Genomic DNA, 20877 nt, shown 5'->3' with positions numbered 1-20877 from the left:
GGTGTGCCCAGGATCCACGGGCGGCACACACGAGGCATCCCCGACCTGCGGTGATGGCCGACCGGCTCTCACCGGGGTCCCGCGTCCGGGACCGGTGACGGCGGGGGTGCCGGGGTGAGTCGCAGGGACAGCACGTAGGAGACCACCACCGAGACGATCACGAGCGGCATCACGGTGATGCCCTGCGTGCCGAGCAGCAGCGTGGCCAGGAGGACGGCCGTCATCGGCAGTTTCAGCATCGCGACGCACATCGCTCCGACGCCCATCGCGAAGCCGGACGTCACGTCCAGGCCGGGGAGATGGGCCATGGCCAGGCCGCCGGCGGCGCCCACGAACATGGACGGGAAGACCGGTCCGCCGCGGAAGGCGCCGAGGGAGAGGCTGTAGGCGAGCGCCTTGCAGACCACGAGGATCACCAGGGTGCCCGCCGTGTAGCCGGCCTGGTCCGCCAGCAGCGGGCCCAGCGCGCTCTGTCCGGAGTACATCACTCCGGACGCCGCCCTGCCGGTCCACTCCGCGTAGACCAAGGCCACCACGCCCACCAGCACGCCGGCCAGGACGGTGAGCGGAACGCGTCGGCGATCGACGTGGGCCTGCAGGAGGAGCGCGGGCCGGCGGATGGCGGCGCCGAGCAGGGCGGCGGCCACGCCGATGGCGACCGCCCAGCCGAAGCCGGCGACGTCGGGGCGGCCGGCCGCCGGCACGTGGGCGATGACCAGGGAGTACGTCCCCAGACCTGTCCAGGACCCCAGTCCGGTGAAGATCAGTGCGCCGACCCCGGCCGCGAGCAGCCCGGGGACCAGGACGACCCCCATCATCACGCCGCCGATGCCCGCGGCCTCCATCAGGAGGAACGCGCCGAGCAAGGGGGAGCCGAGCAAGGTGCTCACCGCCGCGAAACTCCCCGCCGCGCCCAGCACGGCGATCGCGTTCGGCTGCACGTCTCGTTTCAGGGCCCGGATCGAGAGCACGGCCAGGCCACCGCCGAGGGCGATGAGCGGCGCCTCGGGCCCGAGGACCACTCCGGCGCTCAAGGACGCCACCGCGGCGAGTGCGACCGAGGGAAGTTCGGCCGCTGAAGGCGCTCCTTTGGCCACGAGGCCCTCGGCCGGTTTGTGTCCCCCCTCCCCCGGCAGGTAGCGGATGCTCAGCGCCACCAGGAGTCCGGCCAGGGCGAGCAGCGGGATCGGCCACCACGAGGGGGTCCCGTCGAAGCCCAGGCCGCGCGGCAGATCGGTGTAGGTGAGCGACTGGAGCTCGGAGACGAGTGCGAGGAACCCGAAGGCCGCGGCGGAGATCGGGATGCCGAGGAGCGCCGCGATGACGAGCAGGACCGCGTACTTGCGGCTGCGGACCAGGGCGAACGGATCCGGTGGTGTCGTGCCCGGCGATCCGACGGGAGTGGCCGACATCCTCATGGTCTCCTCAGCGTCGGAAGCCGTCCGGTCACGTCGGCCGACAGGCCTCAGGCGTTCTTACCACCGCGTCGCCGCGTGCCGGCCGCGCCGGGTCCGTGGCCGCCCGGCGATTCCCCGAATGCCGTTCCGACGGCCCAGCCCGGCCCCCGCGGTCACCGCTCCTCGGCAGCACGGACCACCCCTCGGCGTGTGCCGGTGGGCCTGGGGGGATGCGGGTGCTCCGTGCTTCGTCGGCTCGGCCGACGGCGGGGTTCAGAGCTCCCGGGCCGGCCAGTCCAGCAGCCGCGCTCCGATCACCGCGGTCTGCAGCATGTAGCGGTGGGCGGGGTCGGCCGGGTTGGCGCCGGTGAGCTTGTGGATGCGTTCCAGGCGGTAGGTCAGGGCGCGCACACTCAGCGTCAGACGCCGGGCGGCCTCCGCGGCGACGCAGCCGCACTCGAAGTACGCGGTCAGGGTGTCCAGGAGAACCTGTGCGCCGCCGCGGGCGGTCCTGAGCGGTCCGAGCGCGTCGAGCACGAGGTCGGCCATGGCCTGGCGGTCGCGGGTCAGGACCGGATAGACCAGCAGGTCCGCGGCGCGCAGAACCGGATCGTCGAGGCCGAGCCGCTCCGCCAGTTCGAGGGCGTTGAGGGCTTCCTCGTAGGACTGGACGACGCCGCCGGGGCCGGGCTGCGGCCGGCCGATGGCGACACGGCCGCCGTCGGTGGCCCCGTGCGCCTGCTTGGCGAAATAGGCGAGGACGTCGTCCTGGTGGCCGGGGGCGATGCACAGCAGCCGCCCGTCCTTGGTGGTGAGGAGGATGTCGCGGTCGCCGAACCGGCCGATGAGCGCGCGTTCGACCTGCTGCGCCACCGCGTCGCCCTCGTCGTAGGCGGCCGGCCCTTCGGCGACGGCGACGGCGTGCGCGTGCGCGAGCCGCAGCCCGAAGCGCACGGCACGTTCGGCGAGGCGGCCCAGGTCGCTGCGTCCGTAGAGGAGATCGTCGATGAACTCGCGGCGGGCCGCCTCTTCCTGGCGTACGGCCTGGCGCTGGGCGCGTTCGTAGCCCTCGGCGAAGGCGTCTATCACCTGCTGCACCGCTCCGAGCGCGGTGTCGGTTGAGCCGCCGTTCGTCTGAGGCCAGGCGGCACGAGCGGCGGTCAGGTGTTCGCTGATGAGACTGCGCAACCCGTGGCCGGCGTCCGCGGCCTGCTCCCCGAGGGCGCGCCGGGACTCGATCTCGTCGCGGGTGAGACGTCGCCCGGTGACGGAGACGTCGGCCAGGATCTCGGCATAGCCGTGCAGATGATGCACGGGATTTCCCCGCTCGGTCACGTCGTCCCCCGCATCTTGACGCGCCGATGACGGATTCTTGACGCCTCACCGGCATGGAGACCTTAATGAACGCTGCCGGGAATCGGCAATGCGCGCAGTCGCATCCGCCGTGCACCATGACGTCCGGGGAGCACTGCGGAGGGTTCCGATGCCGGACACCGGCAGATGGTGTCCGGCACGGGATCCGGAAGGAGCGGTGCGCCGCCGGACCGCGCGGCGTGCGGCGCTGTGCCCCGGCCCGCCCGGCGACACCCGCCCGGTGGATCACTCGGTCGGCCGAGCCTGCCCGTGGCACGGACGGGCAGGCGCACCAGCACGTACCCGTGTGTCCATCCTCCGGACGACGGTGACGGCAGGGGTGGGTGCCGCGGTCAACCCCGAGACGGTTGCGGTGCCCACCTTCTGATCCCCTTTCAGCCGGGCCGGGCGTGCCGGGTGCCTTCAGGACCCCTTTACGGTCTGCGCCCGCTGCGACAGCCGGCCGACGCCTCGACCGGCGTCGTGGCGGTGGCGGTCAGGCCGCGGTGGCACACGCCGTGGCGATGGCGGTATCGGCGCGGGCGTGGACCACCAGGCCACCACCATCAGCGGTGGCCCGACCCTGCAGGGCCCGACGGGCGGGAGCGCTGGGTGTCGCCACCGACATCAAGGTCCGCAGGTGCCTGCACCGATGATGGGCTTCCGCGACGGCTTCGATCACCGCACCGGTCACGGTACGGCCCAGGACGACGACCGCGGGGTTGGGAGCGTGCACGTGGATCAGGTCGCTGATCAGGGCCGCCAGATCCTCGTCCCGGGGACCGGAGTCGTCCTCCACGGTGAGGACGAGCACACCGCTCTCAAGGGCGTGAGACAACATGGTCCCCTCCCTCCCGAACCGTCCGGTCACCCGGGTGTCCCCGCACCGGCTCCGCCCTCGGCGGGCCGGCACGGTGCTGGTCGCGGATCGCCTCTTCCAGGGCGATCCGAAGTCCCAGGTTCAGGTCGCCGGTGGGGGCCCAGACCGTGAGCAGTTCGGCAAGACGGTCCTGCGCGATGCCCGTGCGCCGGGAAACCTCGGACAGGACGGTCCCGGCCTGTCCCGCATCGAGCCGTCCCAAGGCCATCACCACACCCGTGGCCCGCTCGACCACGGCCTGCTGTGTCCCCTGTCGCAGCGGCTGTCCCGGCTGCGGGATCTGCCCATTCTCCGGGCGGCCCGTGGGCTGTTCGCCGTGACCGAGGGTCAACAGCTGACTCATCTGGGCCTGTCTCCTTGACTGCCTCTTTTCCCGCGTCACTGGGCCAGGGCCCCCTTGCGGACGCGGGCGCAGCTGCGGGAGATGAGGCGGGAGACGTGCATCTGGGAGATGCCGAGCTTCTCGCCGATGCGGCTTTGCGTCATGTCCTCGAAGAAGCGCATGTAGAGGACGGCCCGCTCCCGCTCGGGAAGCCGGCGCAGTTCCTTGGCCGCCGCCTCACGGTCGACGATGGTGTCGAAGGAGGAGTCGGTACTGCCCAGGGTGTCGCCGAGGCTGTAACCGTCGTCGGCGGCCCCTGTCTCGGCGTCCAGCGAGAGGGTGCTGAAGCTCTCCATGGCCTCCAGCCCGTCGTGGACCTCTTCTTCCGTCAGGCGGGTGTGAGCGGCGATCTCCGCGGAGGTCGGCTCGGCGGCGCCGGGCCGCTGGCTCAGCTCCCGGCGTGCCAGCCGTACGCGGTTGCGCAGGTCCTGGACGCGGCGCGGGACACGTACGGCCCACATCCGGTCACGGAAGTGACGTTTCACCTCGCCGGTGATCGTCGGGATCGCATAGCTCTCGAAGGCGCCCCGGACCGGATCGAAACGGTCGACGGCCTTCACCAGACCCAGGGCGGCGACCTGACGCAGGTCGTCGATGGCTTCCCCGCGGTCACGGAACCGGCCGGCAAGCCGGTGTGCCATGGGCAGCCAGAGACGCACCAGTTCGTCGCGCACCGTGTCCCGCTCCGGCCCGTCGTCCAGCTCCACCAGCCGGGCGAAGAGCGCGTCGGTCTCTGGCGAGTCGTCGTAACCGCGGTCGGCGGAAACGGATTCGGCGGTCCGGGGTACAGAAACGGCGTCGGTGTGCGGGTGGTCTGCGGTGCTTTCGGTCGGCACGCGGGATCCCTCCTGAACAGCATGTCCGGGCGATCCGCAGGATCAACGAGCGCGGGCCCGGACGAGAGTGATGGGCCACCGCACGGAGGGAGCTGCGCGGACCGGCGAAGGACATCGCGGCCGCGGGTCTCCTCCGCTCGGCACGCGCCTCCGGTCCGAAGCACACAACCCCGCCTGCCCCGTGCCCACTCCCGCAAACAACCACGCCCGGCCGAAGGGCCACGCCGTGGGCCGGCTGGACACCAGACTCTCCATCAGCACCCGGTGCCGTCCGAGGGCGTCGGCCGATCCGCTAGCGCCGCACCCGGGGCATCCCCAGTCCGATCCAGGCGATGATCTCCCGCTGGATCTCGTTGTTCCCGCCGCCGAAGGTGAAGATCACCGCGGAGCGGTAGCCGCGTTCGAGTTCGCCGTGCAGGACGGCTCCGGCCGAGCCCTCCTTGAGGACGCCGGGCACGGCGACGATCTCCATGAGCGCGGCGTAGGCGTCCCGGCGGGCCTCCGAGCCGTAGACCTTGACGGCGGAGGCGTCCTGCGGGGTGAGGGTGCCGTGCTGGACGGCGTTCACCATCTGCCAGTTCATGAGCTTCATGGCGTCGAGGCGCGTGTGCGTGCGGGCGAGGCCGCGGCGCACCCAGGGGAGGTCGACGACGCGGCGGCCGTCACCGAGCTTGGTCTCCATGGCCCAGCGCTGGACGTCGTGCAGGGCGCGGATGGCCATGGTGCCGTGCGCGGCGAGGGTGACGCGCTCGTGGTTGAGCTGGTTGGTGATCAGCCGCCAGCCCTGGTTCTCCCGGCCGACCCGGCGCGTGGCGGGGACGCGGATGTTCTCGTAGTAGCTCGCGGTGGTGTCGTGCGAGGCGAGCGTGTTGATGAGTGTGCAGGAGTAGCCGGGGTCGGAGGTCGGGACGAGGAGCATGGTGATGCCCTTGTGGGGCGGGGCGTCGGGGTCGGTGCGGACGGCGAGCCACACCCAGTCGGCGGTGTCTCCGTTGGTGGTCCAGATCTTCTGGCCGTCGACGGTGTAGTGGCCGGTCTCCTCGTCGCCCTCCCGGACGGCCTTGGTCCTGAGCGCGGCGAGGTCGGTTCCGGCGTCGGGTTCGCTGTAGCCGATCGCGAAGTCGAGTTCGCCGGAGAGGATGCGCGGCAGGAAGTAGGCCTTCTGCTCGTCGGTGCCGAACTGCATGATCGTGGGTCCGACGGTGTTCAGGGCCATCAGCGGCAGCGGTACGCCCGCCTGGGCGGCCTCGTCGAAGAAGATGAACTGTTCCATCGGGCTCAGGCCGCGCCCGCCGTACTCCTCGGGCCAGCCGACGCCCAGCCAGCCGTCCGTGCCGAGCCGCCGGACGGTCTCGCGGTAGAAGCGTTTCTGGGCCGCCGGATCGCCGTAGCGCGCGTAGGCGTTGTCCGGCACCAGTTCGGCGAAGTAGTCCCGCAGTTCGGTCCGCAACCGCTGCTGCTCCGGCGTGTATTCGAGATGCACGGTGCCTCCTTGCCTTCCCGGGCCCGACCTGACGGCGCACACGGTAGAACGTGTTCCACAAATGGGGAATGGTGATGACGCGGGCACCTGGTCCGGGGGCGAGGGGGAGCGCGCGGCGGGTTCGGGGCGGTGGGCCTTAGGGTGGCGCGACCGGGTGCGGCGGGCCCGTCGGCAGGCCGGGGGCGATTCCCGTACAGGACAGGGCTCTTGCGTCCGCAGGGGTCCGAGGACGCGTGAGAGTGATGGCATGACGAGCCGAGTGACGCTGATCTCAGCGGCGATCAGTGAGGCGCTGCGCGAGGCCCGCTTCGACGACGGGAGTCCGGTGGACGCCTCGGGTCTGCGGGCGGCGGGAGCGGTGGCCGACGCGGGTGCCGTGCCGGCCGGGGACCGGCTGTGGGTCTCCCCCAGCGTGCGCTGCCGGCAGACCGCGGGGGCGCTCGGTCTCGACGACGCCGTCGACGTGCCGGAGCTGGCCGGGCTGGAGGTGGGCCGCTGGCGCGGGGCGACGCTGGGCGAGGTGAGCGCGGCGGAGCCGGAGGCGGTCGCGCGCTGGCTCGCGGATCCGGCGTCGGCGCCGCACGGCGGGGAGTCGGTGCGGGCGTTCTGCGACCGGGTGGCCTGGTGCCTGGAGCGGGCCGCCGAGCAGGACGGCAGGATCGTCGCGGTGGTGGAGCCGGAGGTCGTACGGGCCCTGTTGGTACGGGCGTTGGGCGCGCCGGAGGCGGCGTTCTGGCGAGTGGACGTGGCGCCGCTCACCGCCACGGAGTTCAGCGGGCGGGCCGGCCGCTGGAACGTCCGTGCGGGGCGCCCGCTGGAGGAACGGGCCTGAGCCGGCGCGGCCGCGCGGTCAGCTCAGGGTGGCGAGGAAGTCCGCGCAGGCCTGCGCGCACTCGCGGCAGGTCTTGGCCGAGCCCTCCGCGCCGGGGAACCCGTCGAAGACCTCCGCGCACTCCAGGCAGACGTCACGGCACCACTCCAGCTGGGCCCGGACGTCCCGCTCGTCCTGTCCGACCTGCCGGGACAGCATGTGGCAGGTCGCCTCGCAGACCTCCGCGCACAGCACGCCCTTGCGCCGCACCAGAGCCTGCTCCTCGGGCCCGTCCGGATTCATGAGGCTCGCGCGCAGCGCGCAGGCCCGGGCGCACTGGCTGCAGGCCTGGGCGCAGACGAAGCGGTCCTCCAGGAAGCGGAAGAGCTCCTGCTGGGATGTAGTGGAAGTCACAACTACCGTGTAGCCGCCGGGAGTCGGTTCAAACGGCGCGGGAGGGACGCCTCACGCGCCGGCCGCCTCCCGTGAGATCTGCTCGAACTCCGCGCCCATCGCGGCGGAGAGCGCCTGAGCCGCCGACAACGGCCGCACCATGACCATGAGTTCGTCGATCCGGCCGTCCTCGTCGAAGTGCAGGAAGTCGCAGCCGTTGATCTCCTTGTCGCCCACCTTGGCGGTGAAGACGAGCGCGTGGTCACGGCCGTCGGCCCCGGCGATCTCCCGGACGTAGCGGAAGTCGCTGAAGACGCGCCAGACGCCTCGGAGGATGGCCGCGGTGATCGGCTTGCCCGGGTAGGGCTTGAAGGCGACGGGGCTGGTGAACACGACGTCGTCGGCCAGCAGCTCCTCGACAGCGGCGAGGTCCCCGGCCTCCACGGCCTTGCGGAACGCGTTCATCACGCCCACCTCTCATACGCAACTAATTGAATAGGTGCGCATAAGATTAGTCGTGCCGGTGTATGCCGTCTAGCCTTGGGGGATGGCATTGCGACACGCGGTACTGGCCGCGCTCCTGGAGGGTGAGGCGTCGGGGTACGACCTGGCCAAGGGATTCGACGCCTCGGTGGCCAACTTCTGGATGGCGACCCCGCAGCAGCTGTACCGCGAGCTGGACCGCATGGAGTCCGACGGGCTCATCGAGGCCCGGCTGGTGCGCCAGGAGCGCCGGCCCAACAAGCGGGTGTTCTCCCTGACCGCGACGGGCCTGGACACGCTGGCCGCCTTCACCGCGGCGCCCGCGCGGCCCACCGCCCTGCGCGACGAGCTGATGGTCAAGGTGTACGCCCTCGACGAGGGGGACGCCGACGCCGTACGGACGGCGATCGCCGAGCGGCTGGAGGGGGCCCGGGCCAAGCTGGCGCACTACGACCGGATCGGCGACCGCCTGCTCGACGGGCGGACCGAGGAGGCGTATCTGGCCACCGCCGAACGCGTCGGCCCGTACCTCACTCTCCAGGGGGGACGCGCCTTCGAGCAGGCGAACATCGCCTGGGCGGAACAGGCGCTGCTGGTCCTGGAACACCGCACGCCCGTGCCGCGGTAGGCCGGCCGTACCGGGGCGGGACACGCGGTACGGCCGGCTGCACCCCGGTTGGTCTCCCGCGTCCGGCCCGCCTACGGTCGAGGAGGCAACCGCCCCCCGACGATCCGTGTGCGGAGCACCTGGACGGGTAGCCGGAACCCCGGCCCGACAGGGTCCGCACACCCGGAAGGACGCACCATGTCGAAGATCCTTTTTGTGATGACCGGCGCCGATCACTGGACGCTCGCCGACGGCACCCGGCACCCCACCGGTTTCTGGGCCGAGGAGGCCGCGGCTCCGTACGAGGCCTTCAGGGCCGCCGGTCACGACGTCGTCGTCGCCACGCCGGGCGGGGTCGAGCCGACGATGGACCAGGGCAGCCTGGCGCCCGAGTTCAACGGCGGCCAGGAGGGCTCCGACCGGGTCGCGCGCACCGTCGCGTCCATGAGCGAACTCAAGCACCCGGTCAAGCTGTCCGACGTGGATCTCGACGACTACGCCGCCGTGTTCTACCCGGGCGGCCACGGTCCGATGGAGGACCTGTCGGTCGACGCCGAATCGGGCGGGCTGCTCACCGCGGCGCTGGAGTCGGGCAAGCCGCTCGGCGTCGTGTGCCACGGTCCGGCGGCCCTGCTGGCCGCGACCCGGGACGACGGCTCCAACGCGTTCGCGGGCTACCGGGTCACGGCGTTCACCAACGCCGAGGAGACCCAGGCGGGTTTCGCGGACAAGGCCGCGTGGCTGCTCCAGGACCGGCTCGTCGACGCCGGCGTCGACTTCCAGGAGGGCGAGGCGTGGGCCCCGAAGGTCGTCGTCGACCGGAATCTCGTGACCGGCCAGAACCCCGCCTCCGCCGCCCCGCTCGCCACGGAGCTGCTGAAGAAGCTGGGCTGAGCGCATGACGGCCGGCCGGTCGTGGAAGACCCTCGGCGACCGCTGACACACCCTGGACGGCGCGGCCGTGCGCCACGGGTGCCGGACCGGTCCGAGGAAGGGGCAGGCGTGATGCGTACGCTCGGTGTCGCCGTCGTGGGGTTCGGCTGGATGGGCCGGGTGCACACCCGGGCCTACGCGCGCGTGCCGCACCATTTCCCCGATCTCGCCCTGCGGCCCACGCTGGTGGCCGTGGCCGACGAGGTGCCCGGCCGGGCCGAGGAGGCGGCGGAGCGCTACGGCTTCGCCACCGTCGCCCGCGACTGGCGCGAGCTCCTCGCCGACCCCCGGGTCGAGGCCGTGAGCGTGACCGCGCCGAACTTCCTGCACCGCGAGATCGGCACGGCGGTGGCGGAGGCCGGCCGGCACCTCTGGATCGAGAAGCCGGTGGGACGGGACGCCGACGACGCCCGGGCGGTCGCCGACGCGGTCGCGGCGGCCGGGGTCCGGGGCGCGGTCGGCTTCAACTACCGTTGCGCGCCCGCCGTGGTGGCGGCCCGTGAGCTGATCGCCTCCGGCGAGCTCGGCGACGTCACGCACGCGCGCGTGCGGCTCCTCAGCGACTACGCGGCGCATCCGGAGTCGGCGCTCACCTGGCGCTTCGAACGGGAGCGGGGCGGCAGCGGGGTCCTCGGCGACCTGGCGTCGCACGGTGTCGACCTGGCCCGTTTCCTGCTCGGCGAGATCGAGGCACTGGTGGCGGACACCGCGGTGTTCGTGCCGCGGCGGCCCCGTCCCGCCGGGGCCACGGCGGGCCACACCCGCGCGGCGGGCGGTGACCTCGGGCCGGTGGAGAACGAGGACTACGTCAACTGCCTGCTGCGTTTCGCCTCCGGGGCGCGCGGTGTCCTGGAGGCGTGCCGGGTCTCGGTGGGCGAGCAGAACAACTACGGCTTCGAGGTGCACGGCACGAAGGGCGCGGTGTTCTGGGACTTCCGCCGCATGGGCGAACTGGGGGTCGGCCGCGGAACCGGCTACCAGGACCAGCCGGTCGACACCGTGTACGTCGGTCCTGGTGCCGGGGAGTACGGCGCCTTCCAGCCGGGCGCGGCGAACAGCATGGGCTACGACGACCTCAAGGTCATCGAGGCGTACACCTTCCTGCGGTCCATCGCGGACGGCGTGTCCCACGGCGCCACGCCGGACGACGCCGTCCGCAGCGCGACGGCGCTCGACGCGATGGCACGGTCCGCGGCGTCGGGCGGCTGGGTCGCGGTCGGCGGGTGAAGGCGCGCGGGCAGTCGGAGCGCCTGGGGCGTCGTCAGCCGGCGCGTGGCCGTGCTCATCACGACCTTTCGGGAGCGGTGTAGAGGGGCAGGCGGGGGTCGACGGGCTGTTCGGGCCAGGTGGCGCGGATCCAGGCGTGGTCGGGGTGGTCGCGGATCAGCCAGGCACGGTCGGGATCGGGGCCCGCCATGACGTTGAGGTAGTACATGTGGTGGCCCGGCACGGCCATCGACGGGCCGTGCCAGCCGTCCGGGATGAGCACCACGTCGCCGTCGCGCACCTCGGCGAGGACGTCGGTCCCGGTGCCGTGGCCGGAGGGCGAGACCCGCTGGTAGCCGAGGCCGGGGACGCCCTCGTGCGGGGCGAACTCGAAGTAGTAGATCTCCTCCAGCTCGGACTCCTCGCCGGGCCGGTGCTCGTCGTGCTTGTGCGGCGGGAAGGACGACCAGTTGCCGCCCGGTGTGATCACCTCGACGGCGATGAGCCGGTCGCAGTCGAGGACCCCCGCCGCGCCGAAGTTGTTGACCTGCCGCGAGCAGTTGCCGGTGCCGCGCAGCTCGACCGGGACGGAGGACGCGGGCACGTGGCGGGCGGGCAGCCGGCGGTCGCAGCGGGCGCCGGTGAGCGCGAACCGGCCGCCGTCACGGGAGGCGACCACGACCTCGGCGTCGCGCGGAACGTACGCGAAGTCGGTCACGCCCTCGAACACACCGGTCCGCCCGGCCAGCGGGAAGGTCTCGCCCTCCACGACGACGGTGCAGCCGCCCGCGAGCGGCAGGACGATCCATTCGCTGTCGCCGGTGGCGAACGTGTGCCGGCCGCCGGGCGGCAGCTCCAGCACCCGCAGCGACGAGTGGGCCCAGCCGGCCGACGCGGGCGAGACGTCGACGGCGTGGACGTCGGTGCCGGTCGTCCCGGCGGGCAGATGGTGCGTGGTGGTCATCGGGTGGCTCCTGTACGGGTGTGCGCGCCGGGTCGTGGACGGGTGTGCTGCGGCTCGGTCGGGACGCGGTGGACGGTGACTCCCTCCCGGGGTGGGGGCGTTCGCGGGGCTCCGCGGGCGGGGCGGATCCGGTGCGGATCGGTGCGGCGCCCGGGATACCCGTACCCGCTTTCACGCGAAGGGCGTACGGGCGTGAAGGACGTACCGGCGTGCGGAGCGGACCGACCGGGACGTTCAGAGCAGGCCGACCGCGGTGTCGACCGCCGTCTCCACGTCGCCCTCGGCCGGGTAGAGCAGCGAGCGGCCGACGACCATGCCCTGGACGGTGGGGAGCCGCAGCGCCTTGCGCCATCTCTCGTAGGCCCCCTCCTGGTCCCGGCCGACCTCGCCACCGAGCAGGACGGCGGGCAGGGTGGAGGTCTCGAGGACCTGGGCCATGGCGTCGGGGTCGCGGGTGACCGGCAGTTTGAGCCAGGTGTACGCGGAGGTGCCGCCGAGCCCCGACGCGATGGCGATGGAGCGGGTCACGGCCTCCGCGCCGAGGTCGTTGCGGAATCCGCCCGGCTCCCGGCGGGATATGAACGGCTCGACGAACAGCGGCAGTCGGCGCGACGCCATGGCGTCGACGGCGCCGGCGGCGGTGCCCAGGGTCCGCAGTGAGCCGGCGTCGTCGTAGTCGATACGCAGCAGGAGCTTGCCGGCGTCGAAACGGAGCCGTTCGATGTCCTCGGGGCGGTGGCCGGTGAAGCGGTCGTCCATCTCGAAGGAGGCTCCGGCGAGTCCGCCCCGGTTCAGGGAACCCATCACGACCCTGTCCTCCAGGACGCCGAGCAGCAGCAGGTCCTCCAGGATGTCGGCGGTGGCGAGCACGCCGTCGACGCCGGGCCGGGACAGCGCGACGCAGAGCCGTTCGAGGAGGTCGGCACGGTTGGCCATGGCGAGCCGGCGGTCTCCGACGCCGAGGGCGCCGCGTGCCGGGTGGTCGGCGGCCACGATCATCAGACGCCCGGTGGGTCCGACGAGGGGGCGGCGGGTCCGGCGGGCTGCCGCTTCGGCGATGGCCTCGGGGTGGCGGGCGCGCACCCTGACGAGGTCGGGGATGGTGATGCTCACGTCGGGCTCCGTTCGGGGTGGGCGTCGGTCAGCCCGTTCGCACGCCCCTCGGCACCGGTCCGGGGCAGGGCCGGCCCGGGCCGTCGTGACGCTCCCGATGTGAGGGCGCGGGCAACGGGGCGCCCGGTGGATCCAGGTCTAGGACCCGTGGCTCCCCACTGTCAAGACTTTGTACGGACATTCGGACCTGCTTCTGAAATGATGTCTTAACAAAGTCTTGACAGCCGGGTGCTCCAGGGGCTTGTATCCCGTCCCAACGAACCGCCGCTCCACCGGCTCACGCCCGGACCTCGCCGTCCGGGTCCCGTACGGGCCCCGCTCCCGGCGCCGCCCCGTTCCCTTTCCCCGGCCGCACAGTGAGGTGCTGGAAAGATGGATCGCACGCCCCACCCCCGTTCACGGAGAATCGCCCCCCTCGTGGCCCTGGCCGCCGCGTCCGCCCTGCTGGCCGCCGGCTGCTCCAGCGGTTCGGGGGGCAAGAAGGCCGAGGAGAGCGCGGACGGTGCCGCCGCGGGGAAGGCCAACACCCCTGCGATGAAAGTGGCTCTGATCACCCATCAGGGACCAGGGGACACGTTCTGGGACATCGTCCGCAAGGGGGCGGAGGCCGCCGCCGCCAAGGACAACATCAAGCTCGTCTACTCCGCCGACCCGAACGCCGGCAGCCAGGCGAACCTCGTCCAGAACGCGATCGACCAGAAGGTCGACGGCATCGCGATCACCCTCGCCAAGCCGGGCGCCATGAAGTCCGTGGTGGGCAAGGCGACATCGGCCGGCATACCGGTCGTGGGACTCAACTCCGGTGTCAGCGACTGGAAGCAGCTCGGGCTGATGGAGTTCTTCGGCCAGGACGAGACCGTCGCGGGCGAGGCACTCGGCAAGCGGCTGAACTCCGAGGGCGCCAAGAAGGCCGTCTGCGTGGTCCACGAGCAGGGCAACGTCGGGCTCACCCAGCGCTGCGACGGCATGAAGAAGACGTTCGGCGGGAAGACCGAGACGCTCTACGTCAACGGCACCGACATGCCGTCCGTGAAGTCGACCATCACGGCCAAGCTCAAGCAGGACACGGCGATCGACTACGTCGTCACACTCGGCGCCCCCTACGCCCTGACCGCCGTGCAGTCGGTCGGTGACGCCGGCAGCAAGGCGAAGATCGCCACCTTCGACCTCAACAAGGAACTCACCGGCGCCATCAGCAAGGGCACCATCCAGTTCGCCGTCGACCAGCAGCCCTATCTGCAGGGCTACTTGGCGGTGGACTCGCTGTGGCTCTACAAGAACAACGGCAACTACAGCGGTGGCGGGGAGCAGCCGACCCTGACCGGTCCGGCCTTCGTCGACAAGAACAACGCCGACTCCGTGGCCAGGTTCGCCACGAAGGGCACCAGGTGATGAGCGCCCGGCAGGCCGAACCGGTGGTGAGCGCGCCGCCGGATCCCGGCCCCCCGCGGACCGCGGGACGAGGAGCACCACGCCCCCTCACCCTGCGGCTGCTCGCCCGGCCCGAGGTCGGGGTCTTCCTCGGCGCGGCGGCGGTGTTCGTCTTCTTCCTGATCGCGGCGCCGCCGGTGCGCTCGGGCGCCTCGATGGCGACCGTGCTCTACCAGTCGTCGACGATCGGCATCATGGCCCTGCCCGTCGCCCTGCTGATGATCGGCGGCGAGTTCGACCTGTCGTCCGGCGTCGCGGTGATCACCTCGGCGCTGACCGCGAGCATGCTCAGCTATCAACTCACCATGAACATATGGGTGGGTGTGATCGTCGCGCTCGTCGCCTCGCTCGCGATCGGGGCGTTCAACGGCTGGATGATGGTCCGCACCGGACTGCCGAGCTTCCTCGTCACGCTCGGCACGTTCCTCATCCTTCAGGGGGTGAACCTCGCCGTCACCAAGCTGGTCACCGGCAACGTCGCGACCGACGACATCAGCACCATGGACGGCTTCGGCCAGGCCAGGAGGATCTTCGCCTCGTCCTTCGACGTCGGCGGCGTACAGGTGAAGATCACCGTCGTCTGGTGGCTGGTCTTCGCCGCGCTGGCCACCTGGGTACTGCTGCGCACCAAGTACGGCAACTGGGTCTTCGCGGTCGGCGGCGACCAGGACAGTGCCCGCGCGGTCGGCGTCCCGGTGACCTTCACCAAGATCACACTCTTCATGACCGTCGGGTTCGGCGCCTGGTTCGTCGGCATGCACCAGCTGTTCTCCTTCAACACCGTGCAGTCCGGCGAGGGCGTCGGCCAGGAACTGATCTACATCGCCGCCGCCGTGATCGGCGGGTGCCTGCTCACCGGCGGCTACGGCTCGGCGATCGGGCCGGTCTTCGGCGCCTTCATGTTCGGCATGGTGAACCAGGGCATCGTGTACGCCGGTTGGAACCCCGACTGGTTCAAGGCCTTCCTCGGCGTGATGCTGCTCGGCGCCACGCTCGTCAATCTGCTGGTCCGCCGCACGGCGACCCGGAGGTGAAGCGGCCCATGACAGCCGACGGACCAGAGGCACCGGGCACGGTCCTCCCGAAGACCCCGAGGAAGGACGGCGCCGGCGCGATCGTCGAACTGCGCGGAGCCGGCAAGTCGTACGGCAACATCCGTGCCCTGCACGGGGTTTCCCTGACCGTCCACCCCGGCCGGGTGACCTGCGTCCTCGGAGACAACGGCGCCGGCAAGTCCACCCTCATCAAGATCGTCTCCGGACTGCACCGGCACACGGAGGGCGAGTTCCTCGTGGACGGCACGGCGGTGCGCTTCGGCACCCCGCGCGAGGCGCTCGCCAAGGGCATCGCGACCGTCTACCAGGACCTGGCGACGGTTCCGTTGATGCCGGTGTGGCGGAACTTCTTCCTCGGCTCCGAGCTGACGAAGGGCCCGTGGCCCGTGCGGCGTCTCGACATCGCGCGGATGAAGCGGACCGCGGACGAGGAACTGCGCACCATGGGGATCGATCTCGACGATCTCGACCAGCCGATCGGCACGCTCTCCGGCGGCCAGCGCCAGTCCGTGGCGATCGCGCGGGCGGTCCACTTCGGCGCACGCGTCCTCATCCTCGACGAGCCGACCGCCGCGCTCGGGGTCAAGCAGTCCGGTGTCGTCCTGAAGTACATCGCGGCGGCCCGGGAGCGGGGCCTCGGCGTCATCTTCATCACGCACAACCCGCACCACGCCTACATGGTCGGCGACCATTTCAGCGTTCTGCGCCTCGGCACCCTCGAACTCAGCGCGGCCCGCAGCGAGGTGAGCCTGGAGGACCTCACCCACCACATGGCGGGAGGCAGCGAACTCGCGGCCCTCAAGCACGAGTTGGCACAAGTGCGCGGGGTCGACGTGGCGGGGCTGCCGGAGGCCGACGACCTGCGCACGCCGTCCGCCGCGCCGGACGAACCCGCCTGAACCCGCCTGAGACACGGGCGCCCCCGTCCCCGGGCTGGGGGGGCGCCCGTCAGGGGGAGACGGCGTGGACGATCAGGGACGCCAGCTCGGCGTAGGCCTCGGCGTCGTTCAGTCCCGTGCGCGCGGCCACCTCGCCGCGCTGGATCTCCTGCATGGTCGCGGCGACGACCTCGCCGACGAAGGCGGCGTGGACGTCGCGGAAGGCTCCGGCGGTGACGCCGTCCGCGATCAGCTGCCGGATCCTGGCCGCGGCGAGGCGCGTGTTGGCCTCGTAGACCTCGCGCGCCGGCTGGAATCCGGCCATGTCGTCGAGGAACTGCCGGGACAGCGGCCTCAGCTGCTGCGCGACCGCGCTGAGGTACACCACCACGCGCTCGGAGGGCGCGGAGGTGTCGGCGACCTGCTTCTCGACGGACTGGGCGGCCTCGCGGAAGTAGTGCTTCACGGCCTCGCGCACCAACTCCTGCTTACTGCCCGCCAGTTGGTACAGCGTGGTCTTCGAGCAGCGCAGCCGCTCGGTCAGCTCGTCGAGCGTGAAGGCCGCGAACCCCTCCGCCACCAGCAGCGCGACGAGCCGTTCCAACAGGTCGGTCTGACGCGCGGTGCGGCGAGGGGACGGCATGATCTCAGCCTAACCGCTCCACCCCGAGGGCAACCGTCACCCCTGAGCGGGGACGACCGGGCACGGCATGCGCCGACCCGGCGGACCCGGCGGACCCGGCGGACCCGGCGGACCCGGCGGACCCGGCGAGGAGCCTCCGCGATCCGGTGACGACGGGATCGAGGCGGGACGCACCCGTCCACCCCGACCCTCGGCGCCCACCGCACGGAATCCGCCTCCCGACACGCGGGCGCGGTCACCCATGGCCGAGCGGTACCAAAAACGATACTCTTGTATCGCCTGGAGTATCAAAATCCCGCAGCGCGGGACCGCACCCCCCGAGGACGTCCCATGCCCGCGACCCGCACGCTCCCCTCACCGGAAGCCGTCGACCTGATCGCCCTGACGCGCGAGCTCGCCGAGAAGGAGCTGGCCCCGCGTGTCGCCGAGGCGGAGGCCGAGGCACGCTTCCCCCGTGACGTCTTCCGCACGCTCGGACAGGCCGGACTGCTGAGCCTGCCGTACCCCGAGGAGCACGGCGGCGGCGACCAGCCGTACGAGGTCTACCTCCAGGTGCTGGAGGAGATCGCCGCCGTGTGGGCGAGCGTGGCCGTCGGCATCTCGGTGCACGCGCTGTCCTGCTACGCGCTGGCCGCGTTCGGCACCGAGGAGCAGAAGAAGGAGTGGCTGCCCGACATGCTCGGCGGCGAGCTGCTCGGCGCCTACTGCCTGTCCGAGGCCCACGCAGGCTCCGACCCGGGAGCGATGCGCACGCGCGCCGTACGGGACGGCGACGCCTACGTGCTGAACGGCGCCAAGGCGTGGACGACCCACGGCGGCCACGCGGACTTCTACACGGTCATGGCGCGTACGTCGGACTCCGGCTCGCACGCCATCTCGTGCTTCCTCGTCCCCGCCGACACACCGGGCGTGGTGGCCGATCCCCCGGAGCAGAAGATGGGCCTGACCGGGTCCGCGACCGCCACGGTCCGCTTCGAGAACGCCCGGGTCCCCGCGAGCCGCCGGCTCGGCGAGGAGGGCGAGGGCCTGCGGATCGCCTTCGCCGGACTGGACTGCGGACGGCTCGGCATCGCCGCGGTGGCCACGGGTCTCTCCCAGGGCGCGCTCGACCACGCCCTGCGCTACTCGCGGGAGCGGGAGACCTTCGGCCGGCCGATCATCGAGCACCAGGGCCTCGCCTTCGTCCTCGCCGACATGGCCGCGGCGGTCCAGGCCTCCCGGGCCACCACGCTGGCGGCCGCCCGGCTCAAGGACGAGGGCCTGCCCTTCCAGTCCGAGGCCTCGATCGCCAAGCTCATCGCGACGGACAACGCCATGAAGGTCACCACCGACGCGGTCCAGGTGCTGGGCGGCGCGGGCTACACCCGCGACTTCCCGGTCGAGCGCTACATGCGCGAGGCCAAGGTGATGCAGATCTTCGAGGGCACCAACCAGATCCAGCGCCTGATCATCGGCCGCGGCCTGAAGGAGAGCGAACGCGGCACCCTCCAGGTGCGCAACGCGACGAAGTAGGGACCGGTCCGGACGACTGGCCCGCGCGCGCCGGACGCGTCTCACGCGCCGGATGCGAAGACGGGGCACCGGAAGCGTGCCGGACCGATGCCGGGGTGCGCCGCGTGCACCGAAGGACGTCCGCGCACGTGACCATCGCCGCCCGAGCGCCGATACTTCCGAGGGTGAGCTCCTCGCACCGCCGATCCGCTCGCCGGCCGGGACGACCGGCCGGTCGGGCGCGTTCGCGGCGGGCGGGGCCGGTCGTCTCCGGCCCGCGTCGGCCCGAGCGGGGCCGCGCCGCGGCCGCCGACCGACGGACCCGCCCCAAACGTGGGCATTATGGGAGAAGGAGCCCAGCGACTCTTCTCACCAGGAGGTTCCCATGAAGATGCTCATCAACGTGGCGGAGACGGTGGTCGCGGACGCGCTGCGGGGCATGGCGGCCGCCCATCCCGAGCTGACGGTGGACGTAGAGAACCGCGTGATCGTCCGCCGGGACGCCCCGGTCGCGGGAAAGGTGGGCCTCGTCTCCGGCGGCGGTTCCGGGCACGAGCCGCTGCACGGGGGGTTCGTGGGACCCGGCATGCTGTCCGCGGCCTGTCCCGGCGAGGTCTTCACGTCACCGGTGCCGGACCAGATGCTGCGGGCCGCGGCGGCCGTGAACAGCGGCGCCGGAGTGCTCTTCATCGTGAAGAACTACACCGGTGACGTCCTGAACTTCGACATGGCGGCCGAGCTGGCCGAGGACGAGGGCATCCAGATCGCCAAGGTGCTCGTCAACGACGACGTGGCGGTCACCGACAGCCTGTACACGGCCGGCCGTCGCGGCACGGGCGCCACCCTGTTCGTCGAGAAGATCGCCGGCGCCGCCGCCGAGGAGGGCGCCCCTCTCGACCGCGTCCAGGCACTGGCCACGCAGGTCAACGAGAACTCGCGCAGTTTCGGCGTCGCCCTCGCCGCCTGCACGACCCCGGCCAAGGGCAGCCCGACCTTCGACCTGCCGGCCGGGGAGCTGGAGCTCGGCGTCGGCATCCACGGCGAGCCGGGACGGGAACGGCGCGCGATGATGACCTCGCGGGAGATCGCCGACTTCTCCGTGCAGGCGATCCTGGAGGACCTCACGCCGCGCAACCCGGTGCTGGTCCTGGTGAACGGCATGGGCGCCACTCCCCTGCTGGAGCTGTACGGCTTCAACGCCGAGGTGCAGCGCGTCCTGACGGAGCGCGGCGTCGCGGTGGCCCGCACGCTGGTCGGCAACTACGTGACCTCGCTGGACATGGCCGGTGCCTCGGTGACGCTGTGCCAGGTCGACGAGGAGCTGCTGCGCCTGTGGGACGCACCGGTGAAGACGCCGGGCCTGCGCTGGGGCGTGTGAACGCGGTCAACACGCAGTCGGCCGTCACCGGAGGTCAACCGGCCGGCTCCAGGTCACTTTCCGTACCACGCAAGGAGATTCCGTGCTCGACGCCGATTTCTTCCGCCGTTGGATGACGGCGACCGCCGCGTCCGTGGACCGCGAGGCAGAGCGGCTCACCGACCTGGACTCGCCGATCGGTGACGCCGACCACGGCAGCAACCTGCAGCGCGGGTTCGTCGCCGTGGTGGCCACGCTGGAGAAGGAGGCCCCGGACACCCCCGGCGGAGTGCTCACACTGGCCGGCAGGCAGCTGATCTCGACGGTCGGCGGCGCGTCCGGGCCGCTGTACGGAACGCTGCTGCGCCGGACCGGCAAGGCGCTGGGTGACGCCGGCGAGGTCAGCGAGGAACAGCTCGCGGACGCGTTGCGCGCGGGCGTCGACGCGGTCATGGCGCTGGGCGGAGCCGCGCCCGGCGACAAGACCATGATCGACGCCCTCGTTCCCGCGGTCGACGCGCTGGGCGAGTCGTTCGGGGCGGCGAAGACGGCGGCCGAGGAGGGTGCGGTGGCGACGACGCCGCTCCAGGCCCGCAAGGGCCGGGCGAGCTACCTGGGCGAGCGCAGCATCGGCCATCAGGACCCGGGCGCGACGTCCTCGTCGCTCCTGATCGGAGCACTCGTGGAGGCGGCCGGTGAGTGACACCGCGAACACCTCCGGGACCACGGGATCGCTCGTGGGCATCGTGCTGGTCTCGCACAGTGCCGCCGTCGCGTCGTCCGTCGCCGAACTGGCGACGGGCCTGGCCGGTGGCGGCACGACTGCTCCCGTCGCCGCGGCGGGCGGCACGACGGACGGCGGTCTCGGCACCAGTTCGGAACTCATCGCCGCGGCGGCCGCCTCCGTGGACGGGGGCGCCGGCGTGGCCGTGCTCATGGACCTGGGCAGCGCCGTGCTGACGGTCAAGGCGCTGCTCGCCGAAGGCGACGAACTCCCCGACAACACCCGCCTGGTGGACGCCCCGTTCGTCGAGGGCGCGGTGGCGGCTGTGGTCACGGCGTCGGCGGGCGGCGACCTCGCCGCGGTGGAGGCGGCGGCAGCGGAGGCGTACGGCTACCGCAAGGAGTGAGGACGGCTCGCCCCGGAGAGTCCGAGGTGTCCCGGCAGCCGCGACGGAGCC

22 protein-coding genes are annotated in these 20877 nt (G+C 72.0%); 11 read left to right on the top strand and 11 right to left on the bottom strand.

The window, feature by feature from the left end:
* Positions 1–68: 68 nt before the first annotated feature.
* The 6 genes from OG406_RS35115 to OG406_RS35090 all read right to left on the bottom strand — a co-directional run bounded on the left by OG406_RS35115 (position 69) and on the right by OG406_RS35090 (position 6331).
* On the bottom strand, positions 69–1412 hold the full coding sequence (locus OG406_RS35115; RefSeq protein ID WP_329189696.1) for a chloride channel protein: 1344 nt from the start codon (positions 1410–1412) through the stop codon (positions 69–71).
* A 258-nt stretch (positions 1413–1670) separates the two neighbouring features.
* Positions 1671–2732 (bottom strand): PucR family transcriptional regulator, encoded by a 1062-nt coding sequence (locus tag OG406_RS35110; protein ID WP_266853469.1) that lies wholly within the window; start codon positions 2730–2732, stop codon positions 1671–1673.
* 514 nt (positions 2733–3246) lie between these two features.
* The gene (locus OG406_RS35105) at positions 3247–3591 is read right to left on the bottom strand and encodes a hypothetical protein (protein ID WP_329189694.1); all 345 of its coding nucleotides are present in this window, start codon (positions 3589–3591) and stop codon (positions 3247–3249) included.
* Positions 3572–3973: an ANTAR domain-containing protein gene (locus OG406_RS35100; protein ID WP_329189691.1), complete on the bottom strand. Its 402-nt coding sequence runs from the start codon at positions 3971–3973 to the stop codon at positions 3572–3574. Before OG406_RS35100 ends, OG406_RS35105 begins: the two co-directional genes overlap by 20 nt.
* Before the next feature lie 35 nt (positions 3974–4008).
* Positions 4009–4848, bottom strand: coding sequence for a SigB/SigF/SigG family RNA polymerase sigma factor (locus OG406_RS35095; protein WP_329189689.1), 840 nt, complete (start codon positions 4846–4848; stop codon positions 4009–4011).
* Positions 4849–5140: 292 nt separating this feature from the next.
* Positions 5141–6331: an acyl-CoA dehydrogenase family protein gene (locus OG406_RS35090; RefSeq protein ID WP_266610857.1), complete on the bottom strand. Its 1191-nt coding sequence runs from the start codon at positions 6329–6331 to the stop codon at positions 5141–5143.
* 247 nt (positions 6332–6578) lie between these two features.
* Here OG406_RS35090 and OG406_RS35085 point away from each other — a divergent pair, with 247 nt between their 5' ends.
* Entirely contained in the window at positions 6579–7163 is a 585-nt protein-coding gene (locus tag OG406_RS35085) for a histidine phosphatase family protein (protein ID WP_329189686.1), read from the top strand.
* An 18-nt stretch (positions 7164–7181) separates the two neighbouring features.
* Here the strand turns inward: OG406_RS35085 and OG406_RS35080 are convergent, their stop codons facing one another.
* Together OG406_RS35080 and OG406_RS35075 are read right to left on the bottom strand one after the other, a co-directional pair.
* Positions 7182–7556, bottom strand: a complete 375-nt coding sequence (locus OG406_RS35080) for a four-helix bundle copper-binding protein (protein ID WP_266610860.1) — start codon at positions 7554–7556, stop codon at positions 7182–7184.
* Between the two features lie 51 nt (positions 7557–7607).
* The gene (locus tag OG406_RS35075) at positions 7608–8000 is read right to left on the bottom strand and encodes a nuclear transport factor 2 family protein (RefSeq protein WP_164373469.1); all 393 of its coding nucleotides are present in this window, start codon (positions 7998–8000) and stop codon (positions 7608–7610) included.
* Positions 8001–8082: 82 nt separating this feature from the next.
* On the opposite strand from OG406_RS35075, the gene OG406_RS35070 reads away from it, so the two are divergent.
* The 3 genes from OG406_RS35070 to OG406_RS35060 all read left to right on the top strand — a co-directional run bounded on the left by OG406_RS35070 (position 8083) and on the right by OG406_RS35060 (position 10785).
* On the top strand, positions 8083–8646 hold the full coding sequence (locus OG406_RS35070) for a PadR family transcriptional regulator (protein WP_329189682.1): 564 nt from the start codon (positions 8083–8085) through the stop codon (positions 8644–8646).
* Between the two features lie 177 nt (positions 8647–8823).
* Entirely contained in the window at positions 8824–9519 is a 696-nt protein-coding gene (locus OG406_RS35065; protein WP_164373465.1) for a type 1 glutamine amidotransferase domain-containing protein, read from the top strand.
* Between the two features lie 108 nt (positions 9520–9627).
* The gene (locus OG406_RS35060) at positions 9628–10785 is read left to right on the top strand and encodes a Gfo/Idh/MocA family protein (protein WP_329189680.1); all 1158 of its coding nucleotides are present in this window, start codon (positions 9628–9630) and stop codon (positions 10783–10785) included.
* Positions 10786–10843: 58 nt separating this feature from the next.
* Here OG406_RS35060 and iolB read toward each other — a convergent pair whose 3' ends face one another.
* A complete protein-coding gene (gene iolB, locus OG406_RS35055; protein WP_266853484.1) occupies positions 10844–11728 on the bottom strand; it encodes a 5-deoxy-glucuronate isomerase in 885 nt (294 codons plus the stop codon).
* A gap of 234 nt (positions 11729–11962) precedes the next feature.
* Entirely contained in the window at positions 11963–12841 is an 879-nt protein-coding gene (locus OG406_RS35050; protein ID WP_267052431.1) for a Cgl0159 family (beta/alpha)8-fold protein, read from the bottom strand.
* Between the two features lie 372 nt (positions 12842–13213).
* Here OG406_RS35050 and OG406_RS35045 point away from each other — a divergent pair, with 372 nt between their 5' ends.
* Genes OG406_RS35045 through OG406_RS35035 form a run of 3 tightly spaced genes read left to right on the top strand, consistent with a single transcriptional unit; the run spans position 13214 to position 16226 of the window.
* Complete coding sequence (locus OG406_RS35045; RefSeq protein ID WP_267052430.1) at positions 13214–14233, top strand: sugar ABC transporter substrate-binding protein; 1020 nt, start codon at positions 13214–13216, stop codon at positions 14231–14233.
* A complete protein-coding gene (locus OG406_RS35040; RefSeq protein ID WP_266610870.1) occupies positions 14233–15306 on the top strand; it encodes an ABC transporter permease in 1074 nt (357 codons plus the stop codon). Before OG406_RS35045 ends, OG406_RS35040 begins: the two co-directional genes overlap by 1 nt.
* A gap of 8 nt (positions 15307–15314) precedes the next feature.
* Entirely contained in the window at positions 15315–16226 is a 912-nt protein-coding gene (locus OG406_RS35035; protein WP_329189674.1) for an ATP-binding cassette domain-containing protein, read from the top strand.
* Between the two features lie 49 nt (positions 16227–16275).
* Here the strand turns inward: OG406_RS35035 and OG406_RS35030 are convergent, their stop codons facing one another.
* Positions 16276–16848 carry a TetR/AcrR family transcriptional regulator gene (locus OG406_RS35030; protein WP_164373453.1) on the bottom strand — a complete coding sequence of 191 codons (573 nt, stop codon included), beginning with the start codon at positions 16846–16848 and terminating at the stop codon, positions 16276–16278.
* Positions 16849–17178: 330 nt separating this feature from the next.
* On the opposite strand from OG406_RS35030, the gene OG406_RS35025 reads away from it, so the two are divergent.
* From OG406_RS35025 to OG406_RS35010, 4 genes are all read left to right on the top strand, one after another.
* Complete coding sequence (locus OG406_RS35025; RefSeq protein ID WP_326843837.1) at positions 17179–18360, top strand: acyl-CoA dehydrogenase family protein; 1182 nt, start codon at positions 17179–17181, stop codon at positions 18358–18360.
* A gap of 364 nt (positions 18361–18724) precedes the next feature.
* Positions 18725–19717: a dihydroxyacetone kinase subunit DhaK gene (gene dhaK, locus OG406_RS35020; protein ID WP_164373450.1), complete on the top strand. Its 993-nt coding sequence runs from the start codon at positions 18725–18727 to the stop codon at positions 19715–19717.
* Between the two features lie 82 nt (positions 19718–19799).
* Positions 19800–20399, top strand: coding sequence for a dihydroxyacetone kinase subunit DhaL (gene dhaL, locus OG406_RS35015; protein ID WP_267052427.1), 600 nt, complete (start codon positions 19800–19802; stop codon positions 20397–20399).
* The gene (locus tag OG406_RS35010; protein WP_164373447.1) at positions 20392–20826 is read left to right on the top strand and encodes a PTS-dependent dihydroxyacetone kinase phosphotransferase subunit DhaM; all 435 of its coding nucleotides are present in this window, start codon (positions 20392–20394) and stop codon (positions 20824–20826) included. The genes dhaL and OG406_RS35010 overlap by 8 nt, the downstream gene beginning before the upstream one ends.
* Positions 20827–20877: the final 51 nt, after the last annotated feature.

The sequence above is a fragment of the Streptomyces sp. NBC_01428 genome, from assembly GCF_036231965.1.
Classification (GTDB): domain Bacteria; phylum Actinomycetota; class Actinomycetes; order Streptomycetales; family Streptomycetaceae; genus Streptomyces.
The sequence above is the reverse complement of the archived record's forward strand: the minus strand, read 5'-3'. Positions and strand labels throughout refer to the sequence as shown.

Bases quoted from the DNA above. Each gene is read 5' to 3' on its own strand.
- OG406_RS35115 (WP_329189696.1), bottom strand. From the start codon at position 1,412: ATGTCGGCCACTCCCGTCGGATCGCCGGGCACGACACCACCGGATCCG.
- OG406_RS35105 (WP_329189694.1), bottom strand. From the start codon at position 3,591: ATGTTGTCTCACGCCCTTGAGAGCGGTGTGCTCGTCCTCACCGTGGAG.
- OG406_RS35100 (WP_329189691.1), bottom strand. From the start codon at position 3,973: ATGAGTCAGCTGTTGACCCTCGGTCACGGCGAACAGCCCACGGGCCGC.
- OG406_RS35085 (WP_329189686.1), top strand. From the start codon at position 6,579: ATGACGAGCCGAGTGACGCTGATCTCAGCGGCGATCAGTGAGGCGCTG.
- OG406_RS35075 (WP_164373469.1), bottom strand. From the start codon at position 8,000: ATGAACGCGTTCCGCAAGGCCGTGGAGGCCGGGGACCTCGCCGCTGTC.
- OG406_RS35070 (WP_329189682.1), top strand. From the start codon at position 8,083: ATGGCATTGCGACACGCGGTACTGGCCGCGCTCCTGGAGGGTGAGGCG.
- OG406_RS35065 (WP_164373465.1), top strand. From the start codon at position 8,824: ATGTCGAAGATCCTTTTTGTGATGACCGGCGCCGATCACTGGACGCTC.
- iolB (WP_266853484.1), bottom strand. From the start codon at position 11,728: ATGACCACCACGCACCATCTGCCCGCCGGGACGACCGGCACCGACGTC.
- OG406_RS35045 (WP_267052430.1), top strand. From the start codon at position 13,214: ATGGATCGCACGCCCCACCCCCGTTCACGGAGAATCGCCCCCCTCGTG.
- OG406_RS35040 (WP_266610870.1), top strand. From the start codon at position 14,233: ATGAGCGCCCGGCAGGCCGAACCGGTGGTGAGCGCGCCGCCGGATCCC.
- OG406_RS35035 (WP_329189674.1), top strand. From the start codon at position 15,315: ATGACAGCCGACGGACCAGAGGCACCGGGCACGGTCCTCCCGAAGACC.
- OG406_RS35030 (WP_164373453.1), bottom strand. From the start codon at position 16,848: ATGCCGTCCCCTCGCCGCACCGCGCGTCAGACCGACCTGTTGGAACGG.
- OG406_RS35025 (WP_326843837.1), top strand. From the start codon at position 17,179: ATGCCCGCGACCCGCACGCTCCCCTCACCGGAAGCCGTCGACCTGATC.
- dhaK (WP_164373450.1), top strand. From the start codon at position 18,725: ATGAAGATGCTCATCAACGTGGCGGAGACGGTGGTCGCGGACGCGCTG.